Origin of the sequence: Streptomyces sp. NPDC048514, from assembly GCF_043199955.1 — a bacterium.
Taxonomy (GTDB): domain Bacteria; phylum Actinomycetota; class Actinomycetes; order Streptomycetales; family Streptomycetaceae; genus Streptomyces.
Genome location: NZ_JBICWT010000008.1, coordinates 144,300 through 161,568, shown reverse-complemented (window position 1 = coordinate 161,568; position 17,269 = coordinate 144,300). Strand labels below are relative to the sequence as shown.

The 17,269-nt window shown below is 72.1% G+C and carries 10 protein-coding genes; 5 read left to right on the top strand and 5 right to left on the bottom strand.

The window, feature by feature from the left end; all coding sequences use genetic code 11:
* Positions 1-23: 23 nt before the first annotated feature.
* Positions 24-1,448: an MFS transporter gene (locus ACGFT2_RS19270; RefSeq protein WP_393279456.1), complete on the bottom strand. Its 1,425-nt coding sequence runs from the start codon at positions 1,446-1,448 to the stop codon at positions 24-26.
* Positions 1,449-1,568: 120 nt separating this feature from the next.
* Here ACGFT2_RS19270 and ACGFT2_RS19265 point away from each other — a divergent pair, with 120 nt between their 5' ends.
* Positions 1,569-2,444, top strand: a complete 876-nt coding sequence (locus tag ACGFT2_RS19265) for a helix-turn-helix transcriptional regulator (protein WP_393279454.1) — start codon at positions 1,569-1,571, stop codon at positions 2,442-2,444.
* A gap of 123 nt (positions 2,445-2,567) precedes the next feature.
* Here ACGFT2_RS19265 and ACGFT2_RS19260 read toward each other — a convergent pair whose 3' ends face one another.
* Positions 2,568-4,022 (bottom strand): MFS transporter, encoded by a 1,455-nt coding sequence (locus tag ACGFT2_RS19260; RefSeq protein ID WP_393279452.1) that lies wholly within the window; start codon positions 4,020-4,022, stop codon positions 2,568-2,570.
* 188 nt (positions 4,023-4,210) lie between these two features.
* Here ACGFT2_RS19260 and dusB point away from each other — a divergent pair, with 188 nt between their 5' ends.
* Positions 4,211-5,344 (top strand): tRNA dihydrouridine synthase DusB, encoded by a 1,134-nt coding sequence (gene dusB, locus ACGFT2_RS19255; protein WP_393279450.1) that lies wholly within the window; start codon positions 4,211-4,213, stop codon positions 5,342-5,344.
* 23 nt (positions 5,345-5,367) lie between these two features.
* Here dusB and ACGFT2_RS19250 read toward each other — a convergent pair whose 3' ends face one another.
* The 3 genes from ACGFT2_RS19250 to ACGFT2_RS19240 form a co-directional block, all read right to left on the bottom strand.
* Positions 5,368-7,023: a CDP-alcohol phosphatidyltransferase gene (locus tag ACGFT2_RS19250; protein ID WP_393280036.1), complete on the bottom strand. Its 1,656-nt coding sequence runs from the start codon at positions 7,021-7,023 to the stop codon at positions 5,368-5,370.
* A 430-nt stretch (positions 7,024-7,453) separates the two neighbouring features.
* Positions 7,454-9,391 carry a glycogen debranching N-terminal domain-containing protein gene (locus ACGFT2_RS19245; RefSeq protein ID WP_393279448.1) on the bottom strand — a complete coding sequence of 646 codons (1,938 nt, stop codon included), beginning with the start codon at positions 9,389-9,391 and terminating at the stop codon, positions 7,454-7,456.
* Positions 9,388-11,076: a hypothetical protein gene (locus ACGFT2_RS19240; RefSeq protein WP_393279446.1), complete on the bottom strand. Its 1,689-nt coding sequence runs from the start codon at positions 11,074-11,076 to the stop codon at positions 9,388-9,390. Before ACGFT2_RS19240 ends, ACGFT2_RS19245 begins: the two co-directional genes overlap by 4 nt.
* Before the next feature lie 132 nt (positions 11,077-11,208).
* Between ACGFT2_RS19240 and ACGFT2_RS19235 the strand changes: the two genes are divergently transcribed.
* The 3 genes from ACGFT2_RS19235 (at position 11,209) to ACGFT2_RS19225 (ending at position 17,078) form a co-directional block, all read left to right on the top strand.
* Positions 11,209-12,429, top strand: coding sequence for an ROK family protein (locus ACGFT2_RS19235; protein ID WP_393279444.1), 1,221 nt, complete (start codon positions 11,209-11,211; stop codon positions 12,427-12,429).
* A 450-nt stretch (positions 12,430-12,879) separates the two neighbouring features.
* Complete coding sequence (ppdK, locus tag ACGFT2_RS19230; protein ID WP_393279442.1) at positions 12,880-15,600, top strand: pyruvate, phosphate dikinase; 2,721 nt, start codon at positions 12,880-12,882, stop codon at positions 15,598-15,600.
* Positions 15,601-16,028: 428 nt separating this feature from the next.
* Positions 16,029-17,078 (top strand): HNH endonuclease, encoded by a 1,050-nt coding sequence (locus ACGFT2_RS19225; RefSeq protein WP_393279439.1) that lies wholly within the window; start codon positions 16,029-16,031, stop codon positions 17,076-17,078.
* Positions 17,079-17,269 lie beyond the last annotated feature (191 nt).

Here is a 17,269-nt window from a genome sequence, read left to right as displayed (position 1 = left end):
GGACCCCGCCGCGCCCCTCGGGCTCAGCCGACCTCGCGGGGCAGGCGCAGGCTGAGCAGGCCCGTCAGCACGATTCCGGCCAGCTGCGCCAGCAGCGTCGTGACCAGTGCGTCCCGCACGCCCAGGTGCGGCACGAGCGTGAGGAACAGCGTGCCGAGCGTGGCCACGCCCAGGGCGAGCGCGGACTGCTGGGTGGTGACCATCACCCCGCTGCCGACGCCGGCCCGCTCGGCGGGCACCTCGGACATCACGATCCACAGCAGATTGGGCAGTTGCAGTGCCTGGCCGGCACCGGCCAGGGCCATGCCCGGCAGCAGCGAGGCGAAGCCCAGATGCGGCCAGTCCCGCCAGGCGGCCAGCACGATCAGCAGGATGCCCGCTCCCTGCACCACGGTGCCGGCGGTGACCACCCGGGTGCCGTACCGCCTGATCAGCCGCGGACCGGCGAGCGAGACCAGCAGGTGCACCACGGCCATCGGCGCGAGCGCGAGCCCGGCCGGCACCGGATCCAGCCCGGCACCCTGCTGCAGGGCCAGCGCGATCACGAACATGAACCCGCTGAATCCGATGGCGAACGGCAGCATCAGCGCCAGCCCGCGCCGCAGCGAGACGAGCGCCAGCAGACTCGGCGGCACCAGCGGAGTCCGCCCCGCCCGGTCCGCCCGCCGCTCCACCCTCCAGAACGCGGCCACGGCGAACGGGAAGGCCGCCAGCGACAGCCACGTCCACAGCGGCCAGCCCGCCGCCCGGCCCTCGGTGAGCGGGACGAGCAGCGTCAGCAGCGACAACGCGAGCAGGACCGTGCCGGGCCCGTCGACGGGTTCCGGACGCTGCGACCGCGTCTCGGGCACGAGCCGGACGGCGAGCGCCAGCCCGACGACGACCACGGGGACGTTCACCAGGAAGACGGCGCGCCACCCGGTCCCGGCGACATCGGCGGCGACGAGCACACCGCCGAGGATCTGCCCGGCCACCATCGAGAGCCCGGCCGTGGCGCCGAACAGGCTCATCGCCTTCGCCCGGCGCGCTCCGGTGGTGGTCGCCTGGATGGTGGCGAGCACCTGCGGCAGCATCGCCGCCGCCGAGGCGCCCTGCGCGACCCGGGCCACGACCAGCGTCCAGGCGGTGGGCGCGAGCCCGCACACCAGGGAGGTGAGCCCGAAGGCGGCCATCCCGCCGAGGAACAGCCGGCGCCGCCCGAACGAGTCCCCGAGCCGCCCGCCGAGGACGAGCAGCACCGCGTAGGCGACCCCGTATCCGGCGACGACCAGCTCCAGCACGGTCTCGCCCGCGTCGAGATCGGAGCCGATGGTCGGCAGGGCGACGTTGATGATGAAGAAGTCGACCAACGGCAGCGAAGCGGCCAGCAGAACGGTGAACAGGCCGAGCCCGCCGAGCGCGGGCGGCGCTGCCACCGGACGGACGGCCGTGGTGACGGGTTCGCTCATGCCCCCGAGCTTGAGTCCCCGTCCAGCTCTGCTACCAGAGTGTCTTGATCCTGGTAGAAGAACTACCCGGATACCGGGGACCACCTGGAAACGGGGTGCCGGTCCCGGCACCCTGGACGCATGACGACCATGGCCCGGGAGAGCGCCGCACGGTCGAACGGCCGGGGCTCGGAGATCCGCCGGCACGAACTGGCCGCATTCCTGCGCAGCCGCCGGGAGCGGATCGCTCCGGAGCAGGTGGGCCTCCCGCGCGGCGCCCGGCGCCGGACCCCCGGACTGCGCCGCGAGGAGGTCGCCCAGCTCTCCGCGGTCGGCGTCACCTGGTACACCTGGCTGGAACAGGCCCGCGACATACAGGTCTCCGCGCAGGTCGTGGACGCCCTCGCGCGCACCCTGCGGCTGGACGAGAGCGAGCGCGCCCATCTCTTCCGGCTGGCCGGCGCCACGGACCCGGCCCCGGCCCTCGACACCCCGAACGTGACGCCGGCGCTGCGCGAGATGCTGCGCCGGCTGGAGCCCGTCCCGGCCTGTATCCAGAACAGCCGGTACGACGTCCTCGCCTACAACCGCACCTACGGCCGGCTGATGAGCGACCTGGACGCGCTGCCGCCGGAGGACCGCAACTGCGTGCTCCTCGTGTACACCAACACCGAGTGCCAGGCGGCGGTGGTCCACCTGGAGGAGACCCAGCGCCTGATGGCCGCCCGGCTGCGGGCCGCCCTGGCCGGCCATCTCGGCGAGCCCGCCTGGAAGAAGCTCCTGGAGCGGCTGCAGGAGTGCCCGGCGTTCCGGGAGAACTGGCGGCGCCACGAGGTGGTCGGCACCCGCTCCAGGACCAGGGAGTTCCGCAATCCCCACGTCGGCCGGCTCACCCTGGAACACACCGACCTGTGGCTGGGGCCCGAGCAGGGCGCCCGCATGGTGACGTACACCCCGGGGGACGAGGAGACCCGGCAGCGGCTGGAGAAGCTGTACGAGGTGGCACGGGGGAACTGACCGCCTCCGGCCGGGTCACCGGGAGCCGGTGGCCGGGCGTGGCGGGGTCGGTGGTCAGGCGCCGTGCAGGCCGCCGGCCGCGCGCGGTGCGGGCCGGCCGTCGGGCGCGGCCGGGGTCCGTGGTCAGGCGCGGTGGGAGGAGGCACTCACCGGCCGGCGGACCTCCGCCGGCCGGAGCCGGGCGGCCGTCCGCTCGGCCGTGCGGCGGGCCCAGCGGCCGGTGGTGAGCAGGCCGAGGACGAGGACGGCCAGTCCGCACGCGGTGAGGATCCACCAGCCGGGGCGGGCCGCCGGGACGAACATGTGCCGGTACGAGGACGAGCCGATGCCCGACGCCAAGACGGCGCCGACCACCGCGACGCCGAGGGTCTGGCCCAGCTGCCTGCTCGTGGAGGCGACCGCGGCGGCGACGCCGGCCTGGGTGCGCGGCATGCCCGACACGGCCGTGTTGGTGATCGGCGCGTTCACGAAGCCGAAGCCGATGCCGAACAGGACGTAACCGATCACGAGGGTGGTGTTCGACGTCTCCGCCTCGAAGACCGCGAACAGCACGCCGCTCACCGTCATCGCCGTACCCGCCACCAGCAACGGCAGACGCGGGCCCCGGCTGCCGACCAGCCGGCCGGACAGCGGTGCGCACAGGAACGTCGGCGCGGCCATCGGCAGCATCCACAGGCCGGCGTGCAGGGCGTCCAGGCCGCGCACGTTCTGCAGGTACAGGGTCGACAGGAAGAGGAAGCCGCCCAGCGCGGCGAAGGCGCTGACCGCGATCACGGTCGCCCCGCTGAACGGCGCGGAACGGAAGAAGTGCAGGTCGACGAGGGGTTCGGCGCGCCGGGGCTCGTACCACAGCAGGCCCAGCAGGGCCGCCAGGGCGATCGCGGCGAAGGGCGCCGAGGTGCCCGGGCCCGCGTCCGGCGCCTCGATGATCGCGTACGTCAGCGAGCCGAACAGGGCGATCACCAGAAGCTGGCCGACCGGGTCGGGGCGGCGCGCCTTGGGCGCGCGGGACTCGGGGACGAAGCGGAGGGTGAGGAGGAGGGCCGCGAGGCCGACCGGGAGGTTGATCCAGAAGATCGAGCGCCAGCTCACGGACTGGACCAGCAGGCCGCCGACCAGCGGGCCCGCCGCCATGGATATGCCGACCACCGCACCCCACACACCGATCGCGCGGGCACGCTCCCGGGCGTCCGTGAAGGTGTTGGTGATGATCGACATCGCCACGGGGTTGAGCATCGAGCCACCCACCGCCTGCACCATCCGGAACACCACGAGCAGCTGCAGGCTGGGCGCCACCGAGCAGAGCAGCGAGCCGGCGGAGAAGATCACCAGGCCGGCCATGAAGACCTTCCTGCGGCCGATGCGGTCGGCCGTGGAGCCCGCGAGCATCAGCAGCGAGGCCAGGACGAGGGTGTAGGCGTCGATCGTCCACTGCAGGCCCGAGGTGTCCGCGTGCAGGTCGCGCTGCAGGGCGGGCAGCGCCACGTTCAGCACGGTGTTGTCGAGGCTCACGATCAGCAGGCTCATACAGCAGATCGCGAGCACGAGCAGGCGTCGACGATGGCTCAAGTCGTGCATGGTAGGCATCGTACGCGGATTTCAATAGTGCGTCTAACTAATGAGCACTACATCGACTTTGGCGGGCCGATGCCGGCGCCGCCCGCACGCCGGCTGGAGCGGCCGGGGGAGCAGGCGCACGAGTGGCCCGCGCGGTGAGGGACAATGGGTGCTTGCCCTGTGCCGCACTTCCGTCCCGGAGCCCCGCGATGACCCACCCGCTCTCCATCGGCCCGCACGCCGTGGCGCCGCCCGTCGTGCTCGCACCCATGGCGGGGATCACCAACGCGCCCTTCCGCACCCTGTGCAGGGAGTTCAGCGGCGGCAAGGGCCTGTTCGTCAGCGAGATGATCACGACCCGGGCGCTGGTCGAGCGCAACGACAAGACCATGCAGCTGATCCGGTTCGACGCGAGCGAGCGGCCCCGCTCGATCCAGCTCTACGGCGTCGACCCGGCGACCGTCGGCAAGGCCGTCCGCATGATCGCGGAGGAGGAGCTGGCCGACCACATCGACCTGAACTTCGGCTGCCCCGTTCCCAAGGTCACCCGCAAGGGCGGCGGCTCGGCCCTTCCCTACAAGCGCAACCTGCTGCGGGCGATCCTGCGCGAGGCGGTCTCGGGCGCCGACGACCTGCCGGTCACCATGAAGATGCGCAAGGGCATCGACGACGACCACATCACCTTCCTCGACGCCGGCCGTATCGCCGTGGAGGAAGGGGTCACGGCCATCGCCCTGCACGGCCGTACGGCCGCCCAGCACTACGGCGGCACCGCCGACTGGGACGCCATCGCCCGCCTGAAGGAGCACGTCCCGGAGATCCCCGTCCTCGGCAACGGCGACATCTGGTCGGCCGGGGACGCGCTGCGGATGGTGCGCGAGACCGGCTGCGACGGGGTGGTCGTGGGCCGCGGGTGCCTCGGGCGGCCGTGGCTCTTCGCCGACCTGGTCGCGGCGTTCGAGGGACGTCCGCAGGACGTCGCCCGTCCCGCCCTCCGTGAGGTGGCCGACGTCATGGTGCGGCACGCCACCCTGCTCGGGGAGTGGCTCGGCGACGAGTCCAAGGGCGTGGTCGACTTCCGCAAGCACGTCGCCTGGTACCTGAAGGGCTTCGCGGTCGGCTCCGAGATGCGCAAGCGGCTCGCGATCACGTCCTCGCTCCAGGAACTGCGCGCGGGACTCGACGAGCTGGACCTGGACCAGCCGTGGCCGGCCGGTGCGGACGGCCCGCGCGGCCGTACGTCCGGCAACAACCGGGTCGTCCTGCCGGACGGCTGGCTGAAGGACCCCTACGACTGCGCGGGCGTGGGCGAGGACGCGGAGCTCGACACCTCCGGCGGCTGAGCGATCCCCCGGAAGGCGGGCGTTCAGCCCTTCTTCGGGTGCGGTGTCGAGCCGTACGCCGTCAGGAAGCGGTCCCGGAAGCTGCTCATCTTCCACACCGGGGCGTCATGGGCGGGGCGCAGGCCGTCCGTCCAGCCCCAGCCGGCGACCTTGTCCAGCACCTTGGGGTCCTTGGCGACGATCGAGACCGGCACGTCACGGCTGGCGTGGTTGCCGCTGACCCGGGCGATGGGCTGGTGGTCGCCGAGGAAGACCAGCACGGTGTCCTCGGAGCCGTAGCGCTCCAGCCACTCGGTCAGCGCGGTCACCGAGTACTGGATCGACTTGCCGTACTCCTCGCGGGACCTGGTCGTGTCGGCGATGACGTCGGCCGGCTTGTCGCCCGCCGCCTGGATGTCCTTGAAGACCGAGCCGTCGCCCAGCCGGTCCCAGTCGACCGCCTTGGGGATGGGCGCCCAGGGCTGATGGCTGGAGGTCAGGATGAGCAGCGACATCCGCGACCTGCCGTCGGCCGGCGGCTTGCTGTGCACCCGCTCCTGGTACTGCTGCAGCGCGTACTGGTCGGGCATGGTCGACCAGCTGAACTTCGGGCCCTGGTAGCCGAGCTGGAAGGCGTTGTAGACCTTGTCCAGGCCGTACCACTTCTGCTCCGGCCACCCCTTCTGCACGCCCGGCATGACGCCGACCGTGTCGAACGCGCCGGTCTTCTCGAACGCCTCCGTCAGACTCAGGTGGTCGCTGGCCATGACGGTGCGGTAGCGCTGCTGGTTGCTGATCCACAGACCCGACATGGTGGTGGAGTGCCCGAGCCAGCTGCTGCCGCCGTAGGTCGCCGAGGTCAGCCAGCCGCTCTTGGCGTGGAAACCCGCCTTGTCCAGCGCCTTGGTGCGGACGTCGAGGGTGCGGTCGACGCCGGGCGCCATGACCGGATCCTCGATCGCGCTGCGGCCGTAGCTCTCGATGAACGTGAAGATCATGTCCTTGCCGCGCAGGTCCGGGACCAGCTGGCTGCCCGGGGTGTTCCCGAAGGCGTCGACCCTGGCCACCTTCCGGAACTCCGCCTCGTCCTTCAGGGTGCTCGAGACCCGGCGGGCCTGGATCCGCAGCGCGTCGGCGGTGCGGTCGGACGCGAACGGCACGCCGGCCGGCTGCAGGCCGAGCGAGGAGCAGGTGATCCAGACGACCCCGGCGATCAGCGTGCCCCGGGTCGCGGTGCCGGGGTGCCGGGCGAGCAGGCTGCTCAGCCGGACCACGGACAACGCCGGCAGCACGAGGAGGAGCAGCACGAGGACGGCCACTCCGGCCACGGCGGCGAGGGTGGCGCTCCGGCCGAGAGAGTCCTCCAGATACGACTCCGCGTCGCCGAACAGCTCCCAGTCGAGGATGACGTTGAAGCTGCGGCCGAGGTACTGGTTGAAGCCCATGTCGAGCAGGTTCAGCACGGTCACGGCCCCGAGCACCACCCCGGACACCGCCGCCAGCACCACGCGGGGCCGGCGCGGCAGCGCGAGCAGCACGGCGGCCCCGATGACGGCTTCCCCCGGCAGGCGCACGAACTTGGCCGGTCCGAGGCCCACGACGGTGTTCGGCAGCACGAGTGCGGCGACGACGAGCACGGCGGCGAGCACGGTGACGGTGAGCGAGAGGCCGCGGGCCGTCCTGGGGTGCCGCTCCCGCAGGCGCCGGATCCGCGCCCGCCAGGCGCCCCGGGAGCGCCGGAAGAGCCGGAGGGCCCCCGTACCGGTCTCTCCGGGGACGGCCCCAGGCGCCGCGGCCTCCGGCGGTTCCGTTTCTTCCGGGGCGCCACCCTCGCTCTTCCCGGCGGAGGCCGGTGACCGGCGCGTGCTCGTGTGCGGCGCCGCGGCCTCCGGCGGTTCCGTTTCTTCCGGGGCGCCACCCTCGCTCTTCCCGGCGGAGGCCGGTGACCGGCGCGTGCTCGTGTGCTGAGACAACCCGGAGGTCCTTCCGTGCGAGACCCGTGACGTAATCCCGTACGGCTCCCGCCCGACCCCCGTTCACGGCTCCCGGCAAACACCGGGCAAACCCCGCCGCGCCGCCCGGTGTGTCGCAGGACCCGGCGGTATGTCCCGTGTCCCGCGGTGTGTCCTCCTACGCTCCGCCCACCGCCGTGAGCAGTGCCAGCGGTGCCGCGGCCGACCGGGACTCGCGGACGCAGGTGTGCGAGGAGGGCACCGGATCGGGGTGGGTGTCCCGGCCGTACCCCGCCAGCACCCCGGGCAGCCGGTGGCCCGCCGCCGTCGCCGCCTCGACGAGCGCGTGGGCGACCGTACGGGCCTCGTCGTGCAGTCCGTAGCGGGCCAGGCCCAGCGTGATCAGCGCGTTGTCGTGCGGCCAGACCGAACCGCGATGACGGGAGAGCGGGTGGTACGCAGGCTGCCCCGAGGCGAGCGTGCGCACGCCCCAGCCGGAGAAGAAGTCCGGTTCGAGCAGCCGTCGGCCCACCCTCTCCCCGTACTCCTTGTCCAGCAGCCCCGACCACAGCAGATGCCCGGCGTCGGAGGCCAGCGCGTCGATCCGGCGGCCCTCGCCGTCCAGCGCGAGCGCCGGGAAGGAGTGCTCCCGCATCCAGAACTCCCGCTGGAAACGGTCCCGCAGATCGGCCGCCGTCTGTTCGAGCAGCGCCGCGTACGTCTCGTCGGCCCACACCGTGCGCGCCACCCAGGCCGTGCGCCGCAGCGCGTCGTACGCGTAGCCCTGGGCGCCGGCCGCCATCACCGCGCCGGTGGGCCGGGTGCCGTCGGCGCAGCAGATCGCGCCGGGGGAGTCCTTCCAGTTCTGGTTGGCCAGGCCGCCCTCGTCGGCGCGGTGGACGAGGTAGCCGCGCGAGGTGAGGCCACCGTGGTCGAGCATCCAGCCGATCGCGGCGCGCGCGTGCCGCTCCAGGCGGCGGGCCGGGGCCGTGTCCCCCGTCCGCTCGACGTACGCGCCGAGCAGGATCAGGAACAGCGGGGTGGCGTCGACCGAGCCGTAGTAGCGCCCGTACGGCACCTGCCCGAAGTGCGCCAGCTCGCCGTGCCGCACCTCGTGGACGATCTTTCCGGGCTGGGCGGCCGGGGCCGCGCCGGCGCCGGTGGCCTGGGCCGCGGCGAGCGCCGCGAGGGTGGCGGCGGCCATCCCCGGCCGGTACGGCAGCGCGAACAGACAGGTGAGCAGGGCGTCCCGGCCGAGCAGGGTGAGGAACCAGGGGGCGCCCGCGGCCGGCACGCTCAGTTCCGCGCCGTCCGGCCCGGTGGCCGGCACCTGCAGCGCGGCCAGGTCGGCCAGCCCGCGCGCGCAGGCCGCCGCCAGCTCAGGCCAGCCGGTCGGGAAGGCCACCCCCTCGGCGAACTCACCCTCCCTCGCCAGCAGTTGCTCGTGCACGGCGGCCGGGTCGCGCGGCACCCGCAGGGCCCGCTTGTCGCCGTGCGGGCGGGCGATCACCCGCAGCAGCAGCGTGGTCGTGCCGTGCGGTGCCAGGTCGAGGGACCACACCAGGCGGCGGGCGCCGGTACCGGTCTCCTCCACCGCCTCGGGCGCCGGATCGGCCGTGATGGTCGTGCAGGACCGCCACTCGGCGCGCCGGTAGGTGAACTCGATGCCGTCCGCGAGGATCTCGCGGGAGCGCTGGGCGCCGGGCTTGACGTAGGTGCGGTGGTCGGCGCGGAGTTCGAACTGGTCGGTGAAGTCGGCGTCGACGGTGAGGGCGAGCCGGATCGCGGTGGGCGCCGGGCGGTTGCTCGTCACCCGGAGCGACTCCACGAACGCGCTGTCGCAGACGGCCTGTTCACGGAAGAGGGTGTGCGCCGGAGGTTCCTGCCGGCCGCCGCGCGGGACCAGCACACAGCGCGTCGCGTCCCCGTCCGCCACCGGGCTGAGCACCTCCGGAACCGCGCCGTCGACGGTGAGCTGCCAGCGGCTGAGGTGCCGGGCGTCCCGTACGAACAATCCGTCCGGGGAGCCGCCGCCCCGCACTCCGCTGATGTCGCCCCGGTCGCCCACGGCGGCGAACGTCGCCCCGTGCACGAGCAGATGATGCCGGTCCGTCATCCCCGGTCCCCTCCTTCGTCACTCGTGTCGAACGTGCCGGTGCCCGTGCTGGACACGCCCTTTTGGTGGCTCTTGTCCACTGTTTGACACTCTCGCGGTGTATGCCGCTGGTGGAGCAGGTCGAGCGCGAGCGCGGCCGTCCAGCCGAAGCCGGTCGCACCGCAGGCCTCGCCGGTGCACGGGTCGACGTACTCCGCGAAGCCGGAGCTGCCGGCGAGGCGCAGCACCGCCTCACGCAGGGCGTCGGCCCGCTCCCGCTCGCCGTGTGTGCGCAGCCCGCGCTCCAGCAGCCAGCCGGTGTTGAACCAGGCCGGGCCGCGCCAGTACCGGTGCGGATCGAAGGCATCGCCGAGGAGGTCGTAGCTCGGGACCAGCAGGGCGCGGTCACCGACCGAGAAGTGGGGCCCCCGGAGAGTGCGGACGAGGGTGGCGGCGATGTCCCGGGGCAGGTCCGGCAGCAGCAGCGGGACCAGTCCGCCGACGCCGCGCTCGCCGATCAGCCCCTCGCCGCGCAGGTCCCGGCACAGGAACATGCCGGCCGCCGGCTCCCACAGCCGCTCCACCAGTGCCGTCGTCAGCCGCGCGGCCCGTGCGCGGCGGGCGGTGCCGGGCGCGCCCAGTTCACCGGCGATCCGCGCCAGCGCGTACTCGGAGGCGATGAGGAGCGCGTTGAACGCCGGGTCCTCCACGGCGAACGCGCCCGCCCGCGGGCCGCCGCCGCTCTGCGCCGGACCCTTCCCGGCCACGGTCCGTCCGGCCGCCGCCCGGCCCGTTCCGTCCGCCCCGCCCGTCCGGTCGGTCCGGTCGGTCCCACCCGTCCGGACGGTCCTGCCCGTTCCGTCCGTTCCGTCCGTTCCATCCGTTCCGCCTGTCCCGGCCGTCCGGCCCGTTCCGTCCGCCCCGCCTGTCCCGGCCGTCCTGCCCGTTCCGTCCGCGTAGCCCGCGTCCCGGTAGGCGGCCGCCAGCCGCACGTACCGCCCGTAGTCCAGATCCGTCGGCCGGTCCCCGGCTGCGCCGTGGTCGAGGTCGGCCCGGCGGAAGGAGCGGGCCGGGGCCGGGGTGACGCGGGCGAGCGGGGCGTCCCAGCAGGGGCTGTTGTCCATGCCCTGCTCCCAGGGGTGGACCACGGACACCAGCCCGCCGCCGCCCAGGTCGCGCCGGTCCAGCAGATACCGGTGCCAGGCGGCCAGCCGGGGATGGATCCGGGCGAGGAAGCCCCGGGCCCGGGACAGGCCGGGGTCGGCGCGGTGTACCAGCCAGGCGGCCAGGGCGTGCACCGGTGGCTGCACGATGCCGGACGTCTGTACGGTGCGCGGGGCGCCCGCACCGCGGCCGGCGGTGGAGGAGCGCCAGAAGTCGGGGCCGGGGAAGTAGGCGTCGAGCGGTACGGAGGGGTTGAAGACGATGTGCGGGACGCGGCCGTCGGCCCACTGGGCCGCCAGCAGTGTCTCCAGCTCGCTCTGGGCCCGCAGGGGCGACACGTGCCGCAGGCCGATCGCGATGAACGCCGAGTCCCACGACCACTGGTGCGGATACAGGTTCCGGGAGGGGACCGTGGAGCGGCCCGTCCAGTTCGCGTCGAGCACCTGGGCCGCCCTGCGGTGCAGGGACGCCCCGGAGGGCGGTGGGCCGCAGGTGATCCCGGGCCGCGTGGGCCGGGCGGTGAACTGGGCGGTGCGGTCCACTCGGGGCTCCCCCAAGAAGAAGACGTCCGGCCGGGCCGACCGGGGTTTTGTTGCGGCTACGGATGGGTTACGTCTATTCAACACGCAAAACCCAATATGTAGCGCAGAGTTGAGAGACACAAGGGGGTGCGCATGACCGGGCGTCCGGGCAGGACCTGGAGAGGCGGGAGTCAGACGGGTGCCGGCGATCTGCTCGAACTGGTGCGCAGCGGACGGGCCGTGACCCGCGGCGCGCTCCAGCAGGCGACCGGGCTGTCACGGGCCACCGTCGGCCAGCGCCTGGACCGGCTGTTCCGGGCCGGCTGGCTGCGCGAGGGCGCCGGCGGCGCGGTCGGCTCACCGCTCGGCGGCCGCCCCGCCCTCACCCTGGAGTTCGACGGCTCCCACGCCGTGGTGCTCGCCGCCGACCTCGACACCCGGCACGCCCGCGCGGCCGTCCTCACTCTGACCGGCGAGATCCTTGCCGAGCACGCCGGCACGCTGGCGATCGACGACGGCCCGGAGACGGTGCTCGGGGAACTCGGGCACCGGTTCGCCGGGTTGCTGGAGAAGGCCGGGTATCCGGCAGCGGGGGTCTGCGGGATCGGGCTCGCGGTCCCCGGGCCGGTGGACAGCGAGACCGGCCGGGTCGTCCAGCCCCCGATCATGCCGGGCTGGGACGGCTACGACACAGGAGGCCGCCTGTCCCGCGCCTTCACCGAGCACACCGGCGCCCCGGCCGTGCCGGTCCTCGTGGGCAACGACGCCGACCTCATGGCCTACGGCGAGCAGCGCGCCGGATACCCGGACTGCCGGGCGTTCGTGCTGGTGAAGGTCTCGACCGGGATCGGCGCCGGGGTCGTGGTCGACGGCTCGCTCTACCGGGGCGCCGACGGTGGCGCGGGCGACATCGGGCACATCAGGGTCGGTGCGGACGCACTGTGCCGGTGCGGCTCGTTCGGCTGCCTCGCCGCCGTCGCCAGCGGCGGGGCCGTGGCCCGGCGGCTGGCCGAGTCCGGCGTGCCGGCCACGTCCGGCTCGGACGTGCGGGAGCTGCTGGCCGCCGGACACCCGCAGGCCGCCGCGCTGGCCCGGGAGGCCGGGCGCCGGGTCGGTGACGTGCTGGCGACGGTGGTGACCCTGCTCAATCCAGGCGTGCTGATGATCGCGGGCGACCTGGCCGGGACCCCCTTCCTCACCGGCGTGCGCGAGCTGCTCTACCAGCGGGCGCTGCCCCGCTCCACGGCCCAGCTGGACGTCGTCACCTCCCGGCTCGGGGAGCGGGCCGCGCTCATCGGAGCGGGTGCGCTGGTCGTGGAGCATCTGTACGCGCCGGATCGGGTGGAGGAGCGGCTCACCGCGATGGGCGTGTGACGTCGCCGGTCACGGCCCTCCCGGGGCGCCGTGACGGTGGTGTTCGCGTGCCGTTTCGGCCCGGGAACACGTCCGCATGGTGAAATCGGCGGCGCTGTGGCAGCGTGATTCTCGCCACCCTTGATAAGGGTTCCGCTCAGATGAGCGGATCAAGAGCGGCTGCACTTCTCCAAAGGGTGGCACTGGGTGCCACCTCCCGATCGTTCATCGATCGAACTCAATCGTGCTTAGCCCCGCTCATCCGAGCGGAATCCGGCCTCTGGGGAGGTCTCTGCGTTCAAGAAGTGAAAACATCCGGGCGCTGCGGCTTGCCAAGCCTTGACTTTCGATCCGCTGGCGGACGGGTGGTTACAGGCGTATGACGCGCAAGCAGACGTACCCACAGACCTTCGATCTGGGTATGTTCCTGGCCGTCAGGGCAGCCACCGTGGCCTCAAGGAGTCGAGACCCGTGTCGGAAAACAAAGAACCCCACGTAGCGAAGTTCGTTTACGACTTCACCGAGGGCAACAAGGACCTCAAGGATCTCCTCGGCGGCAAGGGTGCCAACCTCGCCGAGATGACCAACCTCGGTCTGCCGGTCCCTCCCGGCTTCACCATCACCACGGAGGCCTGCAAGGTCTACCTGGACAGCGGTGAGGAGCCCGCGGCACTGCGTGACGAGGTGAGTGCGCACCTCGACGCCCTCGAAGCGAAGATGGGCAAGAAGCTCGGTCAGGCCGACGACCCGCTGCTGGTCTCCGTCCGCTCCGGCGCCAAGTTCTCCATGCCCGGCATGATGGACACCGTCCTGAACATCGGCCTCTCCGACAAGTCGGTGCAGGGCCTGGCCAAGCAGGCCGGCGACGACCGCTTCGCGTGGGACTCCTACCGCCGCCTCATCCAGATGTTCGGCAAGACCGTCCTCGGCGTCGACGGCGACCTCTTCGAGGAGGCCCTGGAGAAGGCCAAGGACGCCAAGAAGGTCACGGTCGACACCGACCTGGACGCCGCCGACCTGAAGAAGCTGGTCACCGCCTTCAAGAAGATCGTCAAGAAGGAGGCCGGCCGGGACTTCCCGCAGGACCCGCGCGAGCAGATGGACCTCGCCGTCAAGGCGGTCTTCGACTCGTGGAACGGCGACCGCGCGAAGCTGTACCGCCGCCAGGAGCGCATCCCGCACGACCTGGGCACGGCCGTCAACGTCTGCTCCATGGTCTTCGGCAACCTCGGCCCCGACTCCGGCACCGGTGTGGCCTTCACCCGCGACCCCGCCTCCGGTCACCAGGGCGTCTACGGCGACTACCTGCAGAACGCCCAGGGCGAGGACGTCGTGGCGGGCATCCGCAACACCGTCGCGCTGGCGGAGCTGGAGCGGATCGACAAGAAGTCGTACGACCAGCTCATGCAGATCATGGAGACCCTGGAGAACCACTACAAGGATCTCTGCGACATCGAGTTCACCATCGAGCGCGGCCAGCTCTGGATGCTCCAGACCCGCGTCGGCAAGCGCACCGCCGGTGCCGCCTTCCGCATCGCGACCCAGCTGGTGGACCAGGGCCTGATCGACGAGACGGAAGCCCTCCAGCGGGTGACCGGTGCCCAGCTGGCCCAGCTGATGTTCCCGCGCTTCGACGACGAGGCCAGGGCCGGGCAGGTGGGCCGGGGCATCGCCGCCTCTCCGGGCGCGGCGGTCGGCAAGGCGGTCTTCGACTCGTACACGGCCGTGAAGTGGTCCCGCTCGGGCGAGAAGGTCATCCTGGTCCGCCGGGAGACCAACCCCGACGACCTGGACGGCATGATCGCCGCCGAGGGCATCCTGACCTCGCGCGGCGGCAAGACCTCCCACGCGGCCGTCGTCGCCCGCGGCATGGGCAAGACCTGTGTCTGCGGCGCCGAGGAGCTTGAGGTCGACACCAAGCGCCGCCGCATGACGGTCCCCGGCGGGCACGTCGTGGAGGAGGGCGACGTCATCTCCATCGACGGCTCGTCCGGCAAGGTCTACCTGGGCGAGGTCCCGGTGGTCCCCTCCCCGGTCGTGGAGTACTTCGAGGGCCGGATGCACCCGGGCGCCGACGACGCCGACGAACTGGTCGAGGCGGTCCACCGCATGATGGCCTTCGCCGACCGCAAGCGCCGGCTGCGGGTGCGCGCCAACGCCGACAACGCCGAGGACGCGCTGCGGGCGCGCCGCTTCGGCGCCCAGGGCATCGGCCTGTGCCGCACCGAGCACATGTTCCTCGGCGAGCGCCGCGAGATGGTCGAGAAGCTGATCCTCGCCGACACCGAGGACGAGCGCGAGGCCGCCCTGTCGGAGCTGCTGCCGCTGCAGAAGAAGGACTTCGTCGAGCTGTTCGAGGCGATGGACGGCCTGCCGGTGACGGTCCGTCTCCTCGACCCGCCGCTGCACGAGTTCCTGCCCGACATCACGGAACTCTCCGTCCGCGTGGCGCTGGCGGAGTCCCGCCAGGAGCCGCACGAGAACGACCTGCGCCTGCTCCAGGCGGTGCACCGGCTGCACGAGCAGAACCCGATGCTGGGCCTGCGCGGCGTCCGCCTCGGCCTGGTCATCCCCGGCCTGTTCACCATGCAGGTCCGCGCCATCGCCGAGGCCGCGGCCGAGCGCAAGGCCGCCAAGGGCGACCCGCGCGCCGAGATCATGATCCCGCTCGTCGGCACGGTCCAGGAACTGGAGATCGTCCGCGAGGAGGCGGACCAGGTCGTCGCGGAGGTCGAGGCGGCGACCGGTACGGCGCTGAAGCTGGCGATCGGCACGATGATCGAGCTGCCGCGCGCCGCGCTGACGGCCGGCCAGATCGCGGAGGCGGCGCAGTTCTTCTCCTTCGGCACGAACGACCTGACCCAGACGGTGTGGGGCTTCAGCCGCGACGACGTGGAGGCCTCGTTCTTCACGGCGTACCTGGAGAAGGGCATCTTCGGAGTCAGCCCCTTCGAGACGATCGACAGGGACGGCGTCGGATCGCTGGTGAAGGCGGCGGCGGAAGCGGGCCGTCGTACCCGCCCCGACCTCAAGCTCGGTGTCTGCGGCGAGCACGGCGGTGACCCGGAGTCGGTCCACTTCTTCCACGAGGTGGGTCTGGACTACGTCTCCTGCTCCCCGTTCCGCATCCCGGTCGCCCGCCTGGAGGCGGGCCGCGCGGCGACGCAGTCGACGGGCAGCGACCACCGCTAGGCCCGTCCGGGCCACACCGACCCCGGAGCCGCCGCCGGTCCCCGACCCTCAGACCGACCGACGGCGGCCCCGGCGCACGAAAAGAGGGGCGGCACCCTGTGCGGGGGTGCCGCCTCTTTGGGCATGGGCTGGGGGAAACTGTCAAGATGTGCCGCTGACCAGGCCAGATGGTGTTTGCTGGCGTTGGCTGTCGTTGAGCCTGCGCGGAGCTGTTGTGCCCTCGTTGTGCCCTGGGGGTGTGGCTTGGGCATGTCACATTCGGTGGCGGTCTCCTGGGGTGGCGTACTTCGGAGACCCTGGCTGGTGGGGAGCTGAGACGGGACCAGGACACCCTGGGTCCGCCCCCTGACGGCACTCTGCACGTGCTCCGCTGGCACGGGGGCGGTGACTCCCAAGTCAGTTGTCATCCAAGCCGGTACGCTCCGCCCATGGAAAAAGGGGCCATCTCGCGTGACGACATCCTGAAGACGCTGCGGGAGTATGACGAACTGGGTGCGAAGGCGTTCCTCGGCCTCTACGGCTTCAAGCCGGCCCGGAAGTTCCTCGTTTTGCATGAGGGCAAAGAGTACGACTCGAAGGCTGTAGCAGGGGTGGCCCACAAGCACTCCCAGGGACGGCCCCTGGCCTGGGACGAGCTGAGTGGCGGCATCGGACACGCAGTTGACTGGCTCAAGCGCGAAGGCTTCCAGGTGGGAGTATCCCGTAGCCCCAAGTGGACGAGGGACGAACTGATCCTCGCCTGCGATGTCGTCGCCAGGAACGGGTGGCGAGGGCTCTCCTCCTCGGACCCGCGGATCGCCGAACTGTCCGACCTCCTTCAGCTTTTGGCTGCGTACCCACCGGAGCAGCGGGCGGCCGAGTACCGCAACCGCAACGGGGCGGCGCTGAAGACCCTCAACATCGCCAGCTTCCACCCCGACTATCAGGGCAGTCCGACCAACGGCGGCCAGTTGGACCGCGAGGTTCTACATGACTTCCTGGACCGGCCGGCCGAGATGGCGCGCGCCGCTGAGCTGCTTCGCGAAGGACTGCGGTCCGGTGATCTGCAACCTGTAGTGCAGCCTGACGACGAAGGCTTCGACGGCGATGTCAGCGCACCTGAGGGGCGAGCACTCTACCGACGCCATCGCACGCGCGAGCGCAACAAGGGACTCCGCAAGAAGAAGATAGAGTCGGTACTCAAGCGGGGCGGCACTCTGGCTTGCGAAGCCTGCGGATTCGACTTCGCCAAGGTGTATGGCACGCGCGGAGAGGGCTACATCGAGTGTCACCACGTAGTGCCGCTCCACGTGGCTGGAGATGGCACCACGAGGCTGGCGGACCTAGCTTTGATCTGCTCGAACTGTCACCGCATGATCCACCGCAGCGCGCCGTGGCCCACACCGGCAGAACTTCGCCTCCTGGTGCTGGAGCAGGTCAACGGAGGACAACCGGGCCTGCCGGGGCCCCGGTCATCGGTGGAGTCCGCAGACGCATAACCGCTCCGACCGTTCTCCACAGCCACAACTGATCACCGGCGGCCGTGACCTACGGCCGCCTTATCGATCAACGCCCTGACCTGCTGCTGAGCTGTCGGACCCTGTCGACGCTGGTCACCATCGAGCGCCCTTCCACGGCCCGGGGACGGCCCGGGAGGGCGCTCGAAAGCTGGCCGTGCTGCCACTCCAGA

Bases quoted from the DNA above. Each gene is read 5' to 3' on its own strand.
- ACGFT2_RS19225 (WP_393279439.1), top strand. From the start codon at position 16,029: ATGGAAAAAGGGGCCATCTCGCGTGACGACATCCTGAAGACGCTGCGG.
- ACGFT2_RS19260 (WP_393279452.1), bottom strand. From the start codon at position 4,022: ATGCACGACTTGAGCCATCGTCGACGCCTGCTCGTGCTCGCGATCTGC.
- ACGFT2_RS19270 (WP_393279456.1), bottom strand. From the start codon at position 1,448: ATGAGCGAACCCGTCACCACGGCCGTCCGTCCGGTGGCAGCGCCGCCC.
- ACGFT2_RS19235 (WP_393279444.1), top strand. From the start codon at position 11,209: ATGACCGGGCGTCCGGGCAGGACCTGGAGAGGCGGGAGTCAGACGGGT.
- ACGFT2_RS19265 (WP_393279454.1), top strand. From the start codon at position 1,569: ATGACGACCATGGCCCGGGAGAGCGCCGCACGGTCGAACGGCCGGGGC.
- dusB (WP_393279450.1), top strand. From the start codon at position 4,211: ATGACCCACCCGCTCTCCATCGGCCCGCACGCCGTGGCGCCGCCCGTC.
- ACGFT2_RS19245 (WP_393279448.1), bottom strand. From the start codon at position 9,391: ATGACGGACCGGCATCATCTGCTCGTGCACGGGGCGACGTTCGCCGCC.